Source organism: Actinoplanes sp. NPDC049118 (assembly GCF_040648555.1).
Taxonomy (GTDB): Bacteria; Actinomycetota; Actinomycetes; order Mycobacteriales; family Micromonosporaceae; genus Actinoplanes.
Window position 1 is genome coordinate 91,169 of sequence record NZ_JBEZDY010000006.1, and the last position, 15,938, is coordinate 107,106.

Annotated in this window: 10 protein-coding genes; 6 read left to right on the plus strand and 4 right to left on the minus strand. The window is 70.7% G+C overall.

Annotated elements, in window-relative coordinates; all coding sequences use genetic code 11:
• The first annotated feature begins 91 nt into the window (after nt 1-91).
• A complete protein-coding gene (locus AB0B58_RS11080) occupies nt 92-667 on the plus strand; it encodes an ATP-binding protein (protein WP_360221194.1) in 576 nt (191 codons plus the stop codon).
• 15 nt (nt 668-682) lie between these two features.
• On the opposite strand, the gene AB0B58_RS11085 is transcribed toward AB0B58_RS11080, so the two are convergent.
• Nucleotides 683-970 carry a hypothetical protein gene (locus AB0B58_RS11085; protein ID WP_360221197.1) on the minus strand — a complete coding sequence of 96 codons (288 nt, stop codon included), beginning with the start codon at nt 968-970 and terminating at the stop codon, nt 683-685.
• A gap of 249 nt (nt 971-1,219) precedes the next feature.
• On the opposite strand from AB0B58_RS11085, the gene AB0B58_RS11090 reads away from it, so the two are divergent.
• From AB0B58_RS11090 to AB0B58_RS11105, 4 genes are read left to right on the plus strand one after another with little or no spacing between them, the layout of a single operon-like run.
• Nucleotides 1,220-8,125: an RHS repeat-associated core domain-containing protein gene (locus AB0B58_RS11090; RefSeq protein ID WP_360221200.1), complete on the plus strand. Its 6,906-nt coding sequence runs from the start codon at nt 1,220-1,222 to the stop codon at nt 8,123-8,125.
• A 51-nt stretch (nt 8,126-8,176) separates the two neighbouring features.
• Nucleotides 8,177-8,614, plus strand: coding sequence for a hypothetical protein (locus AB0B58_RS11095; RefSeq protein ID WP_360221203.1), 438 nt, complete (start codon nt 8,177-8,179; stop codon nt 8,612-8,614).
• Nucleotides 8,615-8,659: 45 nt separating this feature from the next.
• Nucleotides 8,660-9,856, plus strand: a complete 1,197-nt coding sequence (locus tag AB0B58_RS11100; RefSeq protein WP_360221206.1) for a S8 family peptidase — start codon at nt 8,660-8,662, stop codon at nt 9,854-9,856.
• A complete protein-coding gene (locus AB0B58_RS11105) occupies nt 9,853-10,884 on the plus strand; it encodes a Dyp-type peroxidase (RefSeq protein WP_360221209.1) in 1,032 nt (343 codons plus the stop codon). Before AB0B58_RS11100 ends, AB0B58_RS11105 begins: the two co-directional genes overlap by 4 nt.
• Here the strand turns inward: AB0B58_RS11105 and AB0B58_RS11110 are convergent.
• From AB0B58_RS11110 to pflB, 3 genes are read right to left on the minus strand one after another with little or no spacing between them, the layout of a single operon-like run.
• A complete protein-coding gene (locus tag AB0B58_RS11110) occupies nt 10,881-11,171 on the minus strand; it encodes a hypothetical protein (protein ID WP_360221212.1) in 291 nt (96 codons plus the stop codon). The genes AB0B58_RS11105 and AB0B58_RS11110 overlap by 4 nt on opposite strands.
• 21 nt (nt 11,172-11,192) lie before the next feature.
• Nucleotides 11,193-12,014, minus strand: coding sequence for a pyruvate formate-lyase-activating protein (gene pflA, locus AB0B58_RS11115; protein WP_360221215.1), 822 nt, complete (start codon nt 12,012-12,014; stop codon nt 11,193-11,195).
• On the minus strand, nt 12,011-14,269 hold the full coding sequence (gene pflB, locus AB0B58_RS11120) for a formate C-acetyltransferase (RefSeq protein ID WP_360221218.1): 2,259 nt from the start codon (nt 14,267-14,269) through the stop codon (nt 12,011-12,013). The genes pflA and pflB overlap by 4 nt, the downstream gene beginning before the upstream one ends.
• Nucleotides 14,270-14,717: 448 nt before the next feature.
• Here pflB and AB0B58_RS11125 point away from each other — a divergent pair, with 448 nt between their 5' ends.
• Nucleotides 14,718-15,935 (plus strand): Ig-like domain-containing protein, encoded by a 1,218-nt coding sequence (locus AB0B58_RS11125; RefSeq protein WP_360221221.1) that lies wholly within the window; start codon nt 14,718-14,720, stop codon nt 15,933-15,935.
• Nucleotides 15,936-15,938 lie beyond the last annotated feature (3 nt).

Genomic DNA, 15,938 nt, shown 5'->3' on the forward strand with positions numbered 1-15,938 from the left:
AGGCGTACCGCCGGATCGGTGTCCCGCCGGCAGCCACTCGCATGTCCCGTTGTGCTGCCGGGTCGTCCCGCGTGATCCGGGGAGCAGCTCTGTGTCGCAGCGTTTCCATGCATCGCATCAACCCGCCGAGCTCCTGTTGATGGTCGGGCTACCCGGCGCCGGAAAGACCACCCGGGCCGGGGAGCTTGCCGCGGCGCACCGGGCGCTGCGGCTCACCCCGGACGAGTGGATGATCTCCCTGTTCGACGGGTCGCAGCCCGATGGCAAGCGTGACCTGCTGGAAGGCCGGCTCATCGCGCTGGCCCTGCAGGCGCTGCGGCTGGGCATCGACGTCGTGCTCGACTTCGGGCTCTGGAGCCGCGACGAACGGTCGGCGCTGCGGTGGCTGGCGGCGTCCGCCGGGGCATCCTGCCAAGTGATCTACCTGCCGGTCGACAGGGACGTCCAGCGTGCCCGGATCGCATACCGCCAGGCGACGGCACCGCACACGACGTTCCCGATGACCGAAGCCGACCTCGACAGCTGGCAGACGCGGTTCCAGGCGCCCGACGCCGCCGAACTCGACGGGGGCGGAACCGTTCCCGGGCCGCCACCAGGTTGGCCCGGCTGGCCGGCTTGGGTCGCGGACCGCTGGCCCTCGCTAGACTCGGCACGGCCAGCTAGGTGATCATCCAATGAACGGTCAGGTGGCCGCTTTCAGGCATTCCAGGACGGCGGCGTCGACGTCGGCGCTTTCGTTGGCGGGCGGCTCGCTGCCCTCGACGAATGCCTCTCGCGCGGCCGTGGACGCGGACTCCATATACCAGTCCGCGAGGCAATTGACGACTGTCGCCGGGGTGTCGGCCGTGCGCGGATCGGACTTGATCTTTGCGACCACCTCGTCCCGGGTCGGCCCGTCGTCGGCGCAGGCGGCGAGCGTCAAGGCCAGGACGAATGCGGCCGACAGGCGGATTCCGCGCCGGTAGGGCATGGGCCGAAGCCTAGCGGGGGAGCGGCTTGCGGCGCTGCCCCGCCCGTCCTGTGCCGGCCTCGGTTGTCAAATAACTGATCCTTGTATACGTATCCGCTGGTCAGCGGAAATTGATCTCGACAGCGTCGGGTTAAGGGGTCCCGCGCAGCGGTTCCTTTCGGATACAGTGGCGGCACTCAATTGATGATCGTGGATCGGCCGATTGTGTGAGCTACGGGGGTAGCAATGCGTTCGCCACGCCATTTTTCCGTGCCATCTCGCCTGCTTGCCCTGCTGGCCGCGGTCGCCGTGGTCCTCGGTGGCCTGCCGGCGCAGGCGGCCGCGCACGCGGCCCAGCCGCCCGGGCGGCAGCAGGCCCCGGCCGCCGCGGCCGGGCCGCGGGAGTTCTTCTACGACGCGGCGGGCCAGCTCGCCGGCGTCACCGACCCGGCGACCGGCTCCGCGGCCTACCGCTACGACAAGGCCGGCAACCTGCTGCGCACCGAGCGGCTCGACGCCGGCGCGCTCGCCGTCTTCGCCCTGGTGCCGGCGCGCGGGCCGGTCGGCTCGTCGGTCGAGATCGGCGGCGCCGGGTTCAGCGCGACCGCCGGCGACAACAAGGTGACCGTCGACGGCATCGCCGCGACCGTCTCCCTGGCCACCACCGGCCGCCTCAAGGTGCAGATCCCGCAAGGTGCCACCGAGGGCGCGGTGCGGGTCGAGGTCGGCGGCAGGTCGGCCACCGCACCGCAGCCGTTCCGGATCGAGGCGGGCACCCCCGCGCCCGGCATCACCGCGCTCTCCACCGATCGCGGCAACAAGAACGACCTGGTCACCATCACCGGCACCGGCTTCGACCCGGAGCCGGCCCGCAACGTGGTCCGGTTCCACCGCACGGTCGCCCGGGTGTCCGAGGCCGACGTCACCACGCTCAAGGTGCGCGTACCGGCGGCGGCGCAGTCCGGGAAGATCTCGGTGCGCACGCCCGGCGGCACCGCGGAGAGCCCGGCCGACTTCTTCGTGGCGCCGCGCGGCTTCGTGATGCGCGACCTGGTGCCCAGCGGGCGGATCAAGGCCGGCAGCGCGGCCCTGACCGTGACCGTGCCGGCGGGGAAGTCGGCGCTGGTGCTGCTCGACGGGGTGGCCGGCGAGCGGGTCAACCTCAAGTTCGACAACAACACCGTCCCGGTGCGCTCGGCGCTGTGGTTCTACCAGCCGCAGGGCGGCAATTTCGCGCGCGGCGTGCTCGGCGACCCGCTCGACCTGTGGGCCGGCGGGCCGCTCAGCCAGGACCTGCCCAAGCTCACCATGACCGGCACCTACGCGCTGGTGCTCAAGCCCAACAACGGCGCGGCCGGCAGCGTGCGGATCACCGCCTCCAACACGCTGACCGGGGCGGCGCTGACTGCGGACGGCTCCGGCGTGCCGTTCCAGATCACCACGCCGCGGCAGCCGTTCGAGACCACCTTCGCGGCCACCGCCAACCAGTGGGTGAGCTTCGGCCTCACCGAGCTGAGCGAGCCGGCGAACACGTACGTGGTGAAGGTGACCGCGCCGGACAACACGGTGTACACCTGGCAGGCGTCGCTGACCCGGTACATCCCGACGATGGTCTACAAGCCCAAGCAGACCGGCACCTACCGGCTGTCCATCACCTTCGGCGCCAACGAGCTCGGCTTCGGCCGGGTCTGGCTGTCCACAGTGATCAACGGCAGCGCGATGGTGATCAACGGCGCCGGCGCGGACGTGTCCATCCAGCGGCCGGGCCAGTCTGTGCGGCTGCCGTTCAACGGCACCACCGGCCAGGTGCTCCAGCTCGGCTACACCGAGAACACCCTGCAGCAGAACGACCGCCCGGCCTACCCCGCGGCGATCATGATCGAGCCCGACGAAGTGCAGGTGACCCTCGAGACCGGCTGGGCCGAGTCGCGCGACATACCGACCCTGCGCAAGACCGGCCAGCACAGCATCTTCGTCACCGGCTGGCAGTCCGTCGGCGGCCTCAAGGCCTGGCTCTCCACCCGCGCCGAGGGCGGCGAGCTGCTTGTCAACTCCAGGAAGACGGTCACCGTCGACCGCCCCGGCCGGGACGTGTGGCTCGACTTCAACGGCGTACAGGGCCGCCCGCTCTACCTGGGCACCACCGACCGGTCGCTGCCCGGCGAGGTGAACCTGCGGCTTTACAAGCCGGACGGCTTCCCGGTCTCGCTCGGCTCCGGCCGCAGCGTCGACCTCACGTCGTTGCCGGTCACCGGCCGGTACCGGCTCCAGGTCGACCCCGAGTCGGCCGGGCAGGGCTCGTTGTCGGTGGTCGCCGCCGAGCCGCGCAACGTCGGCGCGCTCACCCCGGACGCACCGGCCACCGAGGCCGGCGTGTCGCTGCCGGGCCAGCGCATCGTGGCGACCTTCGCCGGTACGCAGGGTCAGCGGCTGTCGTTCGGTGCCACCGGCGACATCGACTTCGTGCTGACCCGCATCTACAAGCCCGACAACGCCCAGCTCGACTTCTGGGGCACCATCGACCTGCGGTACGGCATCGATCTGCCGGTCCTGCCGGCCACCGGCACCTACCGCATCGAGCTCACCCCCAACAACGCCGGGACCGGCGCATACAACCTGCTGCTCTCCAGCGAGCTCAACGTCGGCAAGGCCGAGCTGGGCGGCGCGCCGAAGAACTTCGTGATCACCCGGCCCGGCCAGAACGGGCTGATGACCTTCGACGGCGCGGCGGCGCAGCGGACCCAGATCACGCTGACCAACCTCAACCTCGGCGGCAACACGATCTACTTCACGGTGATCGACCCGGCCGGCACGGTGCTCGCCCGCCGATGGCGGATGTACTACTTCACCGAGCTGCTACCGACGCTCACCACGGCCGGCACCTACACGCTGATCTTCGACCCGGGCAACGGCGCCACCGGCTCGTTCGACATGGCCGTTCAGCCGCGGGTGACCGGTGCCGCACAGCGCAAGGCGCCGTTCAAGGCCGAGGCCGGCTCGCCCGGCACCGCCGTGCCCAGCTGCGCCACCGGCACCGAGCAGAAGCCGGCGCTCAGCGCCGCGGCGATGGTTCAGGCCGGCCGGCCCGCGCCCGCGCCGGCCGCGGAGCCGGCGGCGCAGCCGTCCTGCGAGGACACCGGCTGGACGCCGGACGCGCGCAACCTGGCCGGCGTCGACTGGTCGACCCGGCGGCAGCCCGCACCCACCCGCGCCCGGGCGCTGCAGTTCCCGGTCGGCGTGACCGGCGTGGTCGGCCGGGTGCTCGACACCGACGGCACGCCGTTGCGTGACGTGACCGTCAGCGGCCGCGGCAAGAGCGCCAGGACCGGCGCGGACGGCCGTTTCGCGCTCTCCGGGGTGCCGGCCGGTCACCTGGCCATGCGCGTCGACGGCCGCTCGGCCGGTGGTGCGAAGGGCACCTACGGCGTCTTCGACATCGGCGTGGACGTCGCCAAGGGCGAGGTGCTCGTCCTGCCGTACACCGTCTTCCTCCCGAAGATCGACACCGCGAACGCGGTGTCCGTGCCGAGCCCGACCACCCGCGAGATCGTGCTCACCACCAAGGCCATCCCGGGCCTCGAGGTGCACATCCCCAAGGGCACGGTGATCCGCGACGCGGACGGCGAGGTGGCGCACGAGCTGAGCCTCACGCCCGTCCCGATCGACCGGCCGCCTTTTCCGCTGCCGCCGACCCGGGTGCCGGTCTACTTCTCGGTGCAGCCCGGCGGCGGGGTGCTGTTCCCCGAGGGCGCGCGGATCATCTACCCCAACTACACCAAGGAGCCGCCGGGCACCCGCACCCAGTTCTGGAACTACGACCCGGACGTCAAGGGCTGGCACCTGTACGGGCTGGGCACGGTCACGAAGGACGGCCGGCAGATCGTCCCCGACCCGGACGTCAGGTTCTACCGGCTGACCGGCGCGATGACCGCCGTACCCGGAATGAACCCGGCGTTGCGGGCGCCGATCGCCAACGCCACCCGGGTCGCCGACCCGGTCGACCCGGCCACCGGCCTGCTCGTCGACGAGACCGTCGACCTGGTCGTCGACGACGTGGTGCCGATCGAGATCAAGCGGACCTACCAGCAGGGCGACGTCGACACCCGGGCCTTCGGCGTGGGCACCAACTTCGAGTACGGGATGTTCCCGTGGTCGCCGGGCCAGATCGGCAGCTTCGACTTCCAGCAGTTCGACCTGGTCCAGCCGGACGGCAGCAAGGTGCACTACACCCGCACCTCGCCGGGCAACGACTACGCCGGCGCGATCTTCAAGGCCGACCCGACGCCCACGCGGTACGACGGGTCCACGGTGGCCTGGAACGGCGACGGCTGGGACGTCACGCTGCGCGACGGCACGGTCTACGTGCTCGGCGACGAATCGCCGATCCAGGAGATCCGCGACAAGTTCGGCAACACCACCACGATCACCCGCGCCACCGCGGCCCCGGGCACCGACGGCAAGGTCCGGCAGAACGGCGCGATCACGCAGATCACCTCGCCCAGCGGCCGCTGGGTGAAGTTCGGCTACGACCAGGCCAACCCGCCGAAGATCACCTCGATCGAGGACAACATCGGCCGCAGGGTCGGCTACACCTACGACGGTACCGGCCGGCTGAGCACGGTCACCGACGTGCGTGGCGGCGTCACCCGGTACACCTGGGAGAACGGGCTGCTCAAGAGCATCAGGAACGCGAAGGACATCGAGTTCCTGGTCAACACCTACGACGCCGACAGGCGGGTGAAGACGCAGACCTTCCCCGACGGCGGCGTCATCACCTTCGACTACGTCACCGCGGGCGGCGCCGTCACCGAGACCACGATGACCGACGCCAAGGGCTACCGGGAGCGCTTCACCTTCAACGCCAAGGGCTCGGTGGTCACCGACACCAGGGCGCACGGCACGGCCCTGGCGAAGAACACCACCTACGAGTACGACGCGGCCGGGGTGCGCAAGTCCGCGGAGATCGACGCGCTGAACCGCCGCACGGAGTACGTGTACGACGCGCGCGGCAACATCAGCCAGCGCACCGTGCTGGCCGGTACGGCGCAGGCGCGCGTCGAGCGGCTGGAGTACACCGGCCCGTACGGCGAGCTGACCAGGTACACCGACGCCTACGGCAGGTCGACGGTCTACGAGGTCGACGCCCGCGGGTACACCAGGAGCGTCACCGACCGGGCCAACCGCAAGACCCTCATCACCCAGGACGGCAGCGGGCAGGTCACGAAGGTCACCGACCCGGCCGGGAAGTTCGTCACCACCGACTACGCGGGCGCCGACCCGGTCCGGGTCACCGACGCGGACGGCCAGGTCAGCCGCAGCGGATTCGACGGAATCGGCCGGGAGGTCTGGACCGCCGACGGCCGGGGTGCGATCGCCGAGACCACGTTCGACGCCGCCGGCCACGTCAGGTCGGTCACCGACCCGCTCGGCCGCACCACCGGCTTCGCCTATGACGGCAACGGCAACCGGACCGAGGTCACCGACGCACGCGAGCACACCACGGTGCTGCGCTACAACGCGATGGACCGGGTCGACCAGGTCACCGACCCGGCCGGCGCGACCGAGAGTTTCACCTACGACAGGAACGGCAACCTCGACACGCACACCAGCCGGCGCGGCGTGGTCACCGACAACGACTACGACGAGCTGAACCGCCGCAAAGAGGCGCGGATCGCGGGCGGCGGCACCGTGGTCTACACCTACGACCTCGGTGACCGGCTGCGCAAGACCGAGGACACCGAGTCCGGCGTCGTCTCGGCCGACTACGACGACCTCGACCGGATCGCCGCCGAGACCACGCCCAACGGCACGGTGTCGTTCGCCTACGGCGCGACCGTGCGCGACCGCACCATGACCATCGCCGGGCGCACGCCCACCCGGCACGTCTACGACGGCAACGGCGAGCTCGCCGAGATCCAGCAGAACGGGACCACGGTCAGCGTGGTGACCCGGAACGCGACCGGCCGGGTGCAGCGGGTCGGCGCGCCGGGCACCGGCCTGGGGCAGACCTACGCGTACACCGACGCCGGAGACGTCAGGTCGATCACCTATCAGGCCGGCACGACGGTGCTCGGCACCCTGGCCTACGAGTACGACGCCGCCGGGCATCCGGTGCGCACCACTGGCACCTACTCCCGCACCGAGCTCCCGGCCGTGTTCGGGCCGGCGACCTACGACGACGCCAACCGGCTCGCCACCATCGGGGACACCGCCGTCGAATACGACGCCGACGGCAACCTGTGCACCGACGGCACCACCACCTACACCTGGAACGCGCGCGGCGAGCTCTCCGCGCTCGCCCGCGACGGCCTGTCCGCGAGCTTCACCTACGCGGCGGACGGCCGGCGGCTGAGCCGGACGGTCGGCACGGTCCGGACCGACTACCTGTACGACGGCGTCAACGTCGTGCAGGAGAAGGCCGGCGGCGCGGTCACCGCCACCATGACGGCCGACGGCGTCGACGGCTGGCAGCTGCGGGAGGCCGGCGGGGCCACGAGGCGCTACCTGACCGACGCGCAGGGCAGCGTGCTCGGCCTGGTCGACAACGCCGGTGCGGGCGCGTCGTACTCGTACACCCCGTACGGCGGCACCACGGTCACCGGGGACGACGGCGGCAATCCGGCCCGGTTCACCGGGCGCGAGGACGACGGCACCGGCCTCTACTTCGCCCGGGAGCGCTACTACAGCCCGGTGCTGCAGCGGTTCCTCAGCGAGGACCCGACCGGCTTCGAGGGCGGCGTCAACCTGCACTCGTACGTCGACAACCAGCCGACCGAGATGATCGACCCGTACGGCACCACGCCGCAGACGATCAACGGCGCGCTGCGCGGGCCCAACGGGCGGTTCGCGCCCAACCCCAACACGATCCGCCCGCCGCCCAGCAGCGGCGGCCACGGCAACTCGCTGAACAGCCCCCGCAAGACCTACCTCTATGCGCTCTACGACAACAAGGGCACGTTCCAGAAGTGGGGCGTCACCAGCAACCCGAACCCGCCGAACCGCTACGGGCCGGGAATCCGCAAGAAGATGCGGATGGAGATCATCGCGACGGGGAGCCGCCGGGACATGGTGGCGCACGAGCGGTTCCTGACCGAGCGCTGGCCCGGTCCGCTGAACAAGGAAAAATGGGCCGGCACGAAGCCGCCGTTCTCGCCCGGACCGTTCGACAACCCGTAGGGCTGTTACCTTGCCCCGACGGCGCTCCGGGCCCTTGACGAGGAGAAACACATGACGACCGAGGACGAGAACGACTGGGGCCCGCTCTTCGTGGGCTCGGTCATCGGGGGGCGGACCCCGGGCAACACCGGAATCGCCACGGCGATCGACCGGCTGTCGCAGATCGTCGACGGCGTCGGGTGGACCGACCACGGGGACGAGTCGGGCGTGGACGTCGTGTTCCACGTCGCCGGACCCCTGCTCGCCACCGAGTTCACCGGCGTGCGGACCGGGCGGTACGCACGGCCGGTCCGGCTCGTCGCCGTGCAGATCGCGGTGCCGGCCGAGCTGGAGAACCGGCCGCCGGAGGAGGTGCTGCCGATGCTCGCCGACGACCTCGTCGAGGCCACCGAGCTGGCGGCCGCGACCCTGGCCAAACGCAGGAACGCGCTGCCCGTCCGGCTGGCGGTCGACGTCGCCCGGCGGGCGCGGGAGGTCGCCCGCACCTGACGGCGGGCTGCTCACGGAGCGGTACACAAGCACGGGGAGGAAGAGATGGGCAAGGTCGAGCGCCGGCGGGCGACGATCGCCGGCATCGCGGCCGCGTTGCTGGTCGCCACGATGACGGGGGCCGCCCCGCCGCCGGCGGACAAGGCGACGCCGGAGCGGTACATCGTGACGCTCAGGCCGGCCGAGCGTCCGGCGACCCTGGCGGCCGGATCGCTGGCCACCGAGTACGGCGGCGCGGTGCTGCACACGTACCGGCGGGCGCTGAACGGCTTCGTGCTGCGCGCCACCGAGGCGGAGGCCCGCCGCCTGGCGGCCGACCCGCGGGTCGCGGCGGTCGAGCCCGACGCGGTCATGTACGGCTCGGCGGCCCGTTACTACCCACTGTGGAACCTTGACCTCGTCGACCAGCGCTCCTCGGTTCTCGACGACGTCTACCAGTATCCCGACTCGGCCGGCGCGGGCGTGACGGCGTACGTCATGGACACCGGCATCCGCACCACGCACACCCAGTTCGCCGGCCGCGCGTCGGTCGGCGTCGACACCGTGCAGGACGGGTGGAACGGCCAGGACTGCAACACCGAGGGCCACGGCACGCACGTGGCGGGCACTATCGGCGGCGCCACCTTCGGGCTGGCCGACCAGGCCGGCCTCGTCTCGGTGCGCGTCCTGGGCTGCGACAACCAGGGGCTCAACAGCGAGATCATCGCGGGTGTCGACTGGATCACCCAGAACGGTGTCAAGCCCGCGGTGGTCAACATGAGCCTCGGCGGTGGCCGGTCGACGGCGCTCGACACGGCGGTCACCAACTCGATCAACGCCGGCTTCACCTACGTGGTGTCGGCCGGCAACTGGAACGCGGACGCCTGCAACTTCAGCCCGGCGGCGGTGCCCGCGGCGATCACGGTGGCGGCCAGCAACTCGATCAACGAGCGGGCCACCGGCTGGGGCGGCACGCAGTCCGGCTCCAACTACGGCACCTGCGTCGACATCTTCGCGCCCGGCCAGGAGATCAGGTCGGCGCACAACGCCACCGATACCGCCGTCCGCGTGCTCCGGGGCACGTCGATGGCGTCGCCGCACGTGGCAGGCGCCGCCGCGCTGCTGCTGGCCGACCAGCCGGCGCTGACCCCCGCCGAGGTGGCCAGCAGGCTGACCGGCTCGGCCACGCTCAACGCCATCCGGGCCGACACGCTGCTCGGCACGCCGAACCGGCTGCTCTACGTGGAACACCCGGCGGAATGAGACGTCGCACGCTGCTGGCGGCCACCGGACTCGCGGCGGCCGCCGGCTGTGCCCCGTCGCCACCGGCGCCCACCGTCCCGGCCGCCACCGTCTCGACCGGCAACGGGGTGGTGGTCGCGCCGGTGCGCCAGGCGGCGATGCTGACCGCGTACGACGTGACCGCCACCGACCTGCCCGCCACGCTGTCCGCCCTGGAGCAGGGCCTGGCCGGCAGCGCCGCGACCATCGGGGTCGGTGCGTCGCTGTTCGACGGCCGGTTCACCGGGCTGACGAAGCCGCGCCTGCTCATCGACATGCCGGCGTTCCGCGCCGATGTGCTCGACCCGCAGTGGTGCCACGGCGACCTGCTGGTGCAGGTCGTCGGAGACGACACCGCGGCGCTGCGCCGCCTGGCCGGAGCGCCGGTGGCGGGCCTGCGCCGGCGGTGGCGGATCGAGGGCTTCCATCCCGCCGGGCTGGGTCAGGGCGTGCGCAACCTGTTCGGCTTCCGGGAGGGCACCGCCAACCCCGACGCCGCCGACCGCGACCTGATGAGCCGCCTCGTCTGGGTGCAGCCCGGCGACGGCGAGCCGGCGTGGTGCGCCGGCGGGACGTACCAGGTGGTCCGCCTCATCCGGATGGCGCTGCCGACGTGGGACTCCGACCCGGTCGCCGACCAGGAGCGGGTGATCGGCCGCCGCAGGGACAACGGCGCCCCGCTGAGCGGCGACCGCCTCGACGACGAGCCCGACCTGGCCGGCGACCGGATCGCGGTCGACGCGCACATCCGGCTGGCCAACCCGCGCACCCCGGAGGCGATGGCACACCGCATCCTGCGGCACGGCTACTCGTACCGCCTGCCGTCCGCTGCATCCGGTGTGGACGATGCCGGTCAGATCTTCATCTGCTACCAGCGCGATGTCGAGCTCGGATTCGCCGCCATCCAGCGCCGCCTCGCCGGCGAGGCGATGGAGAAGTACCTGCTGCCCTTCGGCGGCGGCTACTACTTCGTGCTGCCGCCCGCCGGGGCGGCTGCCCTGATCGGCTAAGTGCGACCGGCCATCCAGATCGTCAGGTCCCCGGCGATCCGGGAGAGGTCGTCCGTCGTGTAGACCGCGTGCTCGCCGCGGGCGGGATCACCGCGCTCGACCCGGAAGCCGCCGTCGTCGAGCAGCGAGACCGAGACGGACCAGCCGGCTCCGTCGGCGGGCCGGACGGTGAGGAACGTGTTGCCGTCCGGCTCGAGGTCGTCCAGCAGCATGAACAAGGCATCCTCGGACGGGTCGTCGAGGTGGTCGCCGTTCTCGGTGTCGGCGTAGTAGTAGTCGGCCGCCATGCCGCGAGCCTCCCACACGGGTCATGACGTGGTGACGCGCAGGCCGCGGCGGGTGAAGTGCCCGGCGGCCGCGGCGAGCTGGTCCGCGGTCGCCGGCGCGGTGTCCGCCAGCGGATACGGCAGATCGATCTCGCCGTACTTGGCGACGCCGAGCCGGTGGTAGCCGAGGATGTCGACCTGCTCGACGATGCCGCCCTGTTCGGCCGGGCCCCAGCCGGCGGCGATGTCGGCGACGCCGGCGACGTTGTCCGGGTCGTCGGTCAGGCCGGGCACGAGCACGTACCGGATCCGGATGCGGTTGCCCCGGGCGGCGAGCCGGTCACCGAAGGCGACGGTCGGCTCCAGGCCGACGCCGGTCACCTTCCGGTACGTCTCCGGGTTGCTGGACTTGACGTCGAGCAGGACCAGGTCGGTGTCGTCGAGCAGCCGGTCGCTGGCCCGGACGCCGAGGAACCCGGCGGTATCCAGGGCGGTGTGCATCCCTTCCTGCTTGCAGCGGCGCAGGTACGCCTCGATGAAGCTGCTCTGCAGCAGCGGCTCGCCGCCGGAGACCGTCACGCCCCCACCGGATGCCACGATGAACGCCTTGAAGGTGAGCATCTTGGCGACCAGGTCGTCGAGGGTGACGCGCTGGCCGTTGCGGCCCTCCCAGGTGTCCGGGTTCTGGCAGTACAGGCAGCGCAGGGGACAGCCGGCGAAGAACGTGACGAACCGGGTGCCGGGCCCGTCGGCGGCGGTCACGACGTCCCACGAGTGCACCAGCGCGACGGGTTCACCGCGCGGCGAGCGCGCACCGACCGGGGCGATTCCCAGGTCGGGACGCTGGATGACGGTCGCGTTCACAGTGAGCCGTGGAAGGTGCGGGAGATGACGTCGCGCTGCTGCTCGGGCGTCAGGCGCACGAAGTTGACCGCGTACCCGGAGACCCGGATGGTCAGCTGCGGATAGTTCTCCGGGTGCGCCATCGCGTCCTCCAGGGTGGCCCGGTTGAGCACGTTGATGTTCATGTGGAAACCGTGGACCGTGGTGTAGCCGTCGAGGACGCCGACCAGGTTGCGGACCTGCTCGTCGCGGGTGTTGCCGAGCCCGTTCGGGGTGACCGTGGTGGTCAGCGAGATCCCGTCCTGTGCGTGCTCGTACGGCAGTTTCGCCACCGACAGCGCCGCCGCGACCATGCCGTGTCTGTCGCGGCCGTTCATCGGGTTCGCGCCCGGCGCGAACGGCTGCCCGGCGCGGCGGCCGTCCGGGGTGTTGCCGGTGTGCTTGCCGTAGACGACGTTCGAGGTGATCGTCAGCACCGACTGGGTGTGCACCGCCTGCCGGTACGTCGGGTGCTTGCGGATCTTGGACATGAACGTCTCGACGAGCCCGACGGCGATGGCGTCGACGCGGTCGTCGTTGTTGCCGTACGTCGGGAAGTCGCCGTCGACCACGTAGTCGACGATCAGGCCCTCGTCGCGGACCGGCCGGACGGTGGCGTGCTTGATCGCCGACAGCGAGTCGGCGGCGACCGACAGGCCGGCGATGCCGCATGCCAGCGTGCGCAGGATGTCGGTGTCGTGCAGGGCCATCTCGATGCGCTCGTAGGCGTACTTGTCATGCATGTAGTGGATGATGTTGAGCGCGTTGACGTAGGTGGCGGCCAGCCAGTCCATCATCGTGTCGAACCGCGCGACGACCTGTTCGTAGTCGAGCACGTCGCCTTCCAGCGGGGGCAGGGCCGGGGCGACCTGTACGCCGGTGATCTCGTCGCGGCCGCCGTTGATCGCGTACAGCAGGGTCTTGGCGAGGTTGACCCGGGCGCCGAAGAACTGCATCTGCTTGCCGACGGCCATCGCGGACACGCAGCAGGCGATCGCGGTGTCGTCGCCGAAGCGGGGACGCATCAGGTCGTCGGACTCGTACTGGATGGCGCTGGTGTCGATCGAGACCTGCGCGCAGAAGTCCTTGAAGCCCTGCGGCAGCGCGGGTGACCAGAGCACGGTCAGGTTCGGCTCCGGCGCCGGGCCCAGATTGTAGAGGGTCTGCAGGTACCGGAAGCTGCTCCGGGTGACCAGCGGTCGGCGGTCGGCGCCGATCCCGCCGATCGCCTCGGTGACCCAGGTCGGGTCGCCGGAGAACAACTCGTCGTACTCCGGCGTGCGCAGGAATCGCACGATCCGCAGCTTGATCACGAAGTCGTCGACCAGCTCCTGCGCCTGCGACTCGGTCAGCCGTCGCTCGGCGATGTCGCGCTGCAGGTAGACGTCGACGAACGTGGAGGTGCGGCCCAGCGACATCGCGGCGCCGTTCTGCTCCTTCACCGCGGCGAGGTAGGCGAAGTACAGCCACTGGACGGCCTCCCGGCCGGTGCGGGCGGGTCCCGCGATGTCGTAGCCGTAGGAGGCCGCCATCTGCTTGAGCTCGGCCAGGGCACGGATCTGCTCGGACAGCTCCTCGCGGCGGCGTATGGTGTCCTCGGTCATCGACCGCGCCGCGCAGGCGTCCTTGTCGGCCTGTTTCGCGGTGATCAGCCGGTCGACGCCGTACAGGGCGACGCGCCGGTAGTCGCCGATGATCCGGCCCCGCCCGTACGCGTCGGGCAGTCCGGTGATGATGTGCGACCTGCGGGCGGCGAGGATGTCCGGGGTGTACGCGTCGAACACGCCGGCGTTGTGGGTCTTGCGGTACTTGGTGAAGATCTCCGCGACGGCCGGGTCGGGCGCGTACCCGTACGCCTTGAGCCCGCCCTCGACCATCCGCCAGCCGCCGTTCGGGATGATCGCGCGGCGCAGCGGCGCGTCGGTCTGCAGACCGACGATCAGCTCGCTGTCCCGGTCGATGTAGCCGGGCTCGTGGCTGGTGATCGTCGACGGGGTGACCGCGTCGACGTCGTAGATGCCGCGCTCCCGCTCGACCGGGAACATCGCCGACAGCTTCTCCCAGATGCCGCGGGTCCGGTCGGTCGGGCCGGCCAGGAACGACGAGTCCCCGGTGTACGGCTCGTAGTTGGCCTGGATGAAGTCGCGTAGGGATATGCCGGCCCGCCAGTCCTCACCGGTGAACCCCCGCCACGGATCCAGGCCGGTGGCGGTCGTGTCGAGAACGGTCGCGCTCATGTCGATCCCCCAGGTCGTCACCTCCCATGGTGGTCCCGTCACCGCGGGATTTCCGGCGAACGCCATCGGTCAGACATCGCCGCGGGACACCGGGGCGTGGTCGGGCCTCGCGCACGGGTGATTTTCGCGACGCCCGCGGCGGGCGAGCCGTTGCGCGAAGATCCATCGCACGATCGGGGCGATGCCTATAAAAGCCGCGAAGTGAACAATGTTAATGGGATCAAACTCCCTTTTCTCACCTGCTCTCCTTCCTTTCGATAAGCGTTTCCGCAACGGTTGCGGCTTGGTGCGGTGTACCGAAAGAGATCGAGATCTGCCAAGACGGCCTCCGCCAGTGCCCATCCGGACAGTTCGATCGACTCGACAGGCAACGTTTCCAGCCCCCGCCTCGTCTTGTCTCGTACGGCCCACGGATGGCGCCGACCGGGACCCCTCGATTGCGAGAGTCATGATTCAGCGACGTAACGTCATCATCGGCGCATTGGGCATGGCCGCTGCCGCCGCGGCCGCAGGGTGTTCCTCACCCCGCACGGCCGCACCCGGCACCGGCAACTGGATCGAACCGGTGGCCAACACCGAGGTGCCGGTCCGGCTGAGCGTGACGCCGGCGAGCGGGGCCACCGGGGTGTCACCGGCGGGGCCGATCGTCGTCACCGCCGAGCACGGCACGCTCCAGTCGGTCGTCGTCACCGCCGGCAAGACGAAGGTCAGCGGCTCGGTGCAGGCCGACGGGACCTGGCGCTCGACCGACGAGCTCGCCTACGGCAAGGCCTACAAGGTGGTCGCGACCGCCACCGACAAGCTGGGTGCGACGAGCGAGCACGCCTCCACCTTCAGCACGGTGAAGCCGGACAGCCTCGCGAGGATCACGTTCCAGGCCAACGCGTCGAGCACGCTCAAGACCGGGCGCACGTACGGCGCGGGGCAGCCGGTGATCATCGCGTTCAGCCGGGCCGTCAACAAGGCCGCGGCGGAGAAGGCCATCCAGATCGAGACCTCGCCCGCCGTCAAGGGCAAGTTCCACTGGGCGAACGACCGGACCGTGCACTGGCGTCCGGCGAAGTACTGGGCCGCCGGCACGACGATCAAGGTGAACGTCGACGCGTTCGGCGTCAAGCTCGGCAAGTCCGTGTACGGCGCGAAGAACGCGTCGACCCACTTCCGGATCGGACGTCAGCTGGTCGCGATCAGCGACTACCGGAAGCGCCAGACGAAGGTCTACATCAACGGCAAGCTCGTCCGCACCATGAAGTGCAGCCTCGGTAAGGGCGGCTCCACCACGGGCGCGAACGGCGAGCACATCAGCTACTGGACGACGGGCGGTCCCCACGTCGTGCTGTCCAAGGAGCGGGTGCACAGCATGAGCTCGGCGAGTTACGGGATCACCGACCCGAAGGACCCGAACTACTACGGCGCCGAGGACATCGAGTACTGCACCCGGATCACCTATTCCGGCGAGTTCCTGCACGCCGCCCCGTGGAACCGCTCGCTGGGCCGGGCGAATCTGTCGCACGGCTGCATCAACCTCAGCGTCGCCGACGCCAAATGGGTCTACGAGAACTTCCTCGTCGGCGACATCGTCGACGTCAAGAACAGCCCGAGACCGGTCCAGATCTGGAACGGTCTCGGCGACTGGTCGGTGCCCTTCTCCAAATACGGCCGCTGACCG

Coding starts and splice junctions, on each gene's coding strand:
- AB0B58_RS11085 (WP_360221197.1), bottom strand. CDS start 970: ATGCCCTACCGGCGCGGAATCCGCCTGTCGGCCGCATTCGTCCTGGCC.
- AB0B58_RS11095 (WP_360221203.1), top strand. CDS start 8,177: ATGACGACCGAGGACGAGAACGACTGGGGCCCGCTCTTCGTGGGCTCG.
- AB0B58_RS11100 (WP_360221206.1), top strand. CDS start 8,660: ATGGGCAAGGTCGAGCGCCGGCGGGCGACGATCGCCGGCATCGCGGCC.
- AB0B58_RS11105 (WP_360221209.1), top strand. CDS start 9,853: ATGAGACGTCGCACGCTGCTGGCGGCCACCGGACTCGCGGCGGCCGCC.
- AB0B58_RS11110 (WP_360221212.1), bottom strand. CDS start 11,171: ATGGCGGCCGACTACTACTACGCCGACACCGAGAACGGCGACCACCTC.
- pflB (WP_360221218.1), bottom strand. CDS start 14,269: ATGAGCGCGACCGTTCTCGACACGACCGCCACCGGCCTGGATCCGTGG.
- AB0B58_RS11125 (WP_360221221.1), top strand. CDS start 14,718: ATGATTCAGCGACGTAACGTCATCATCGGCGCATTGGGCATGGCCGCT.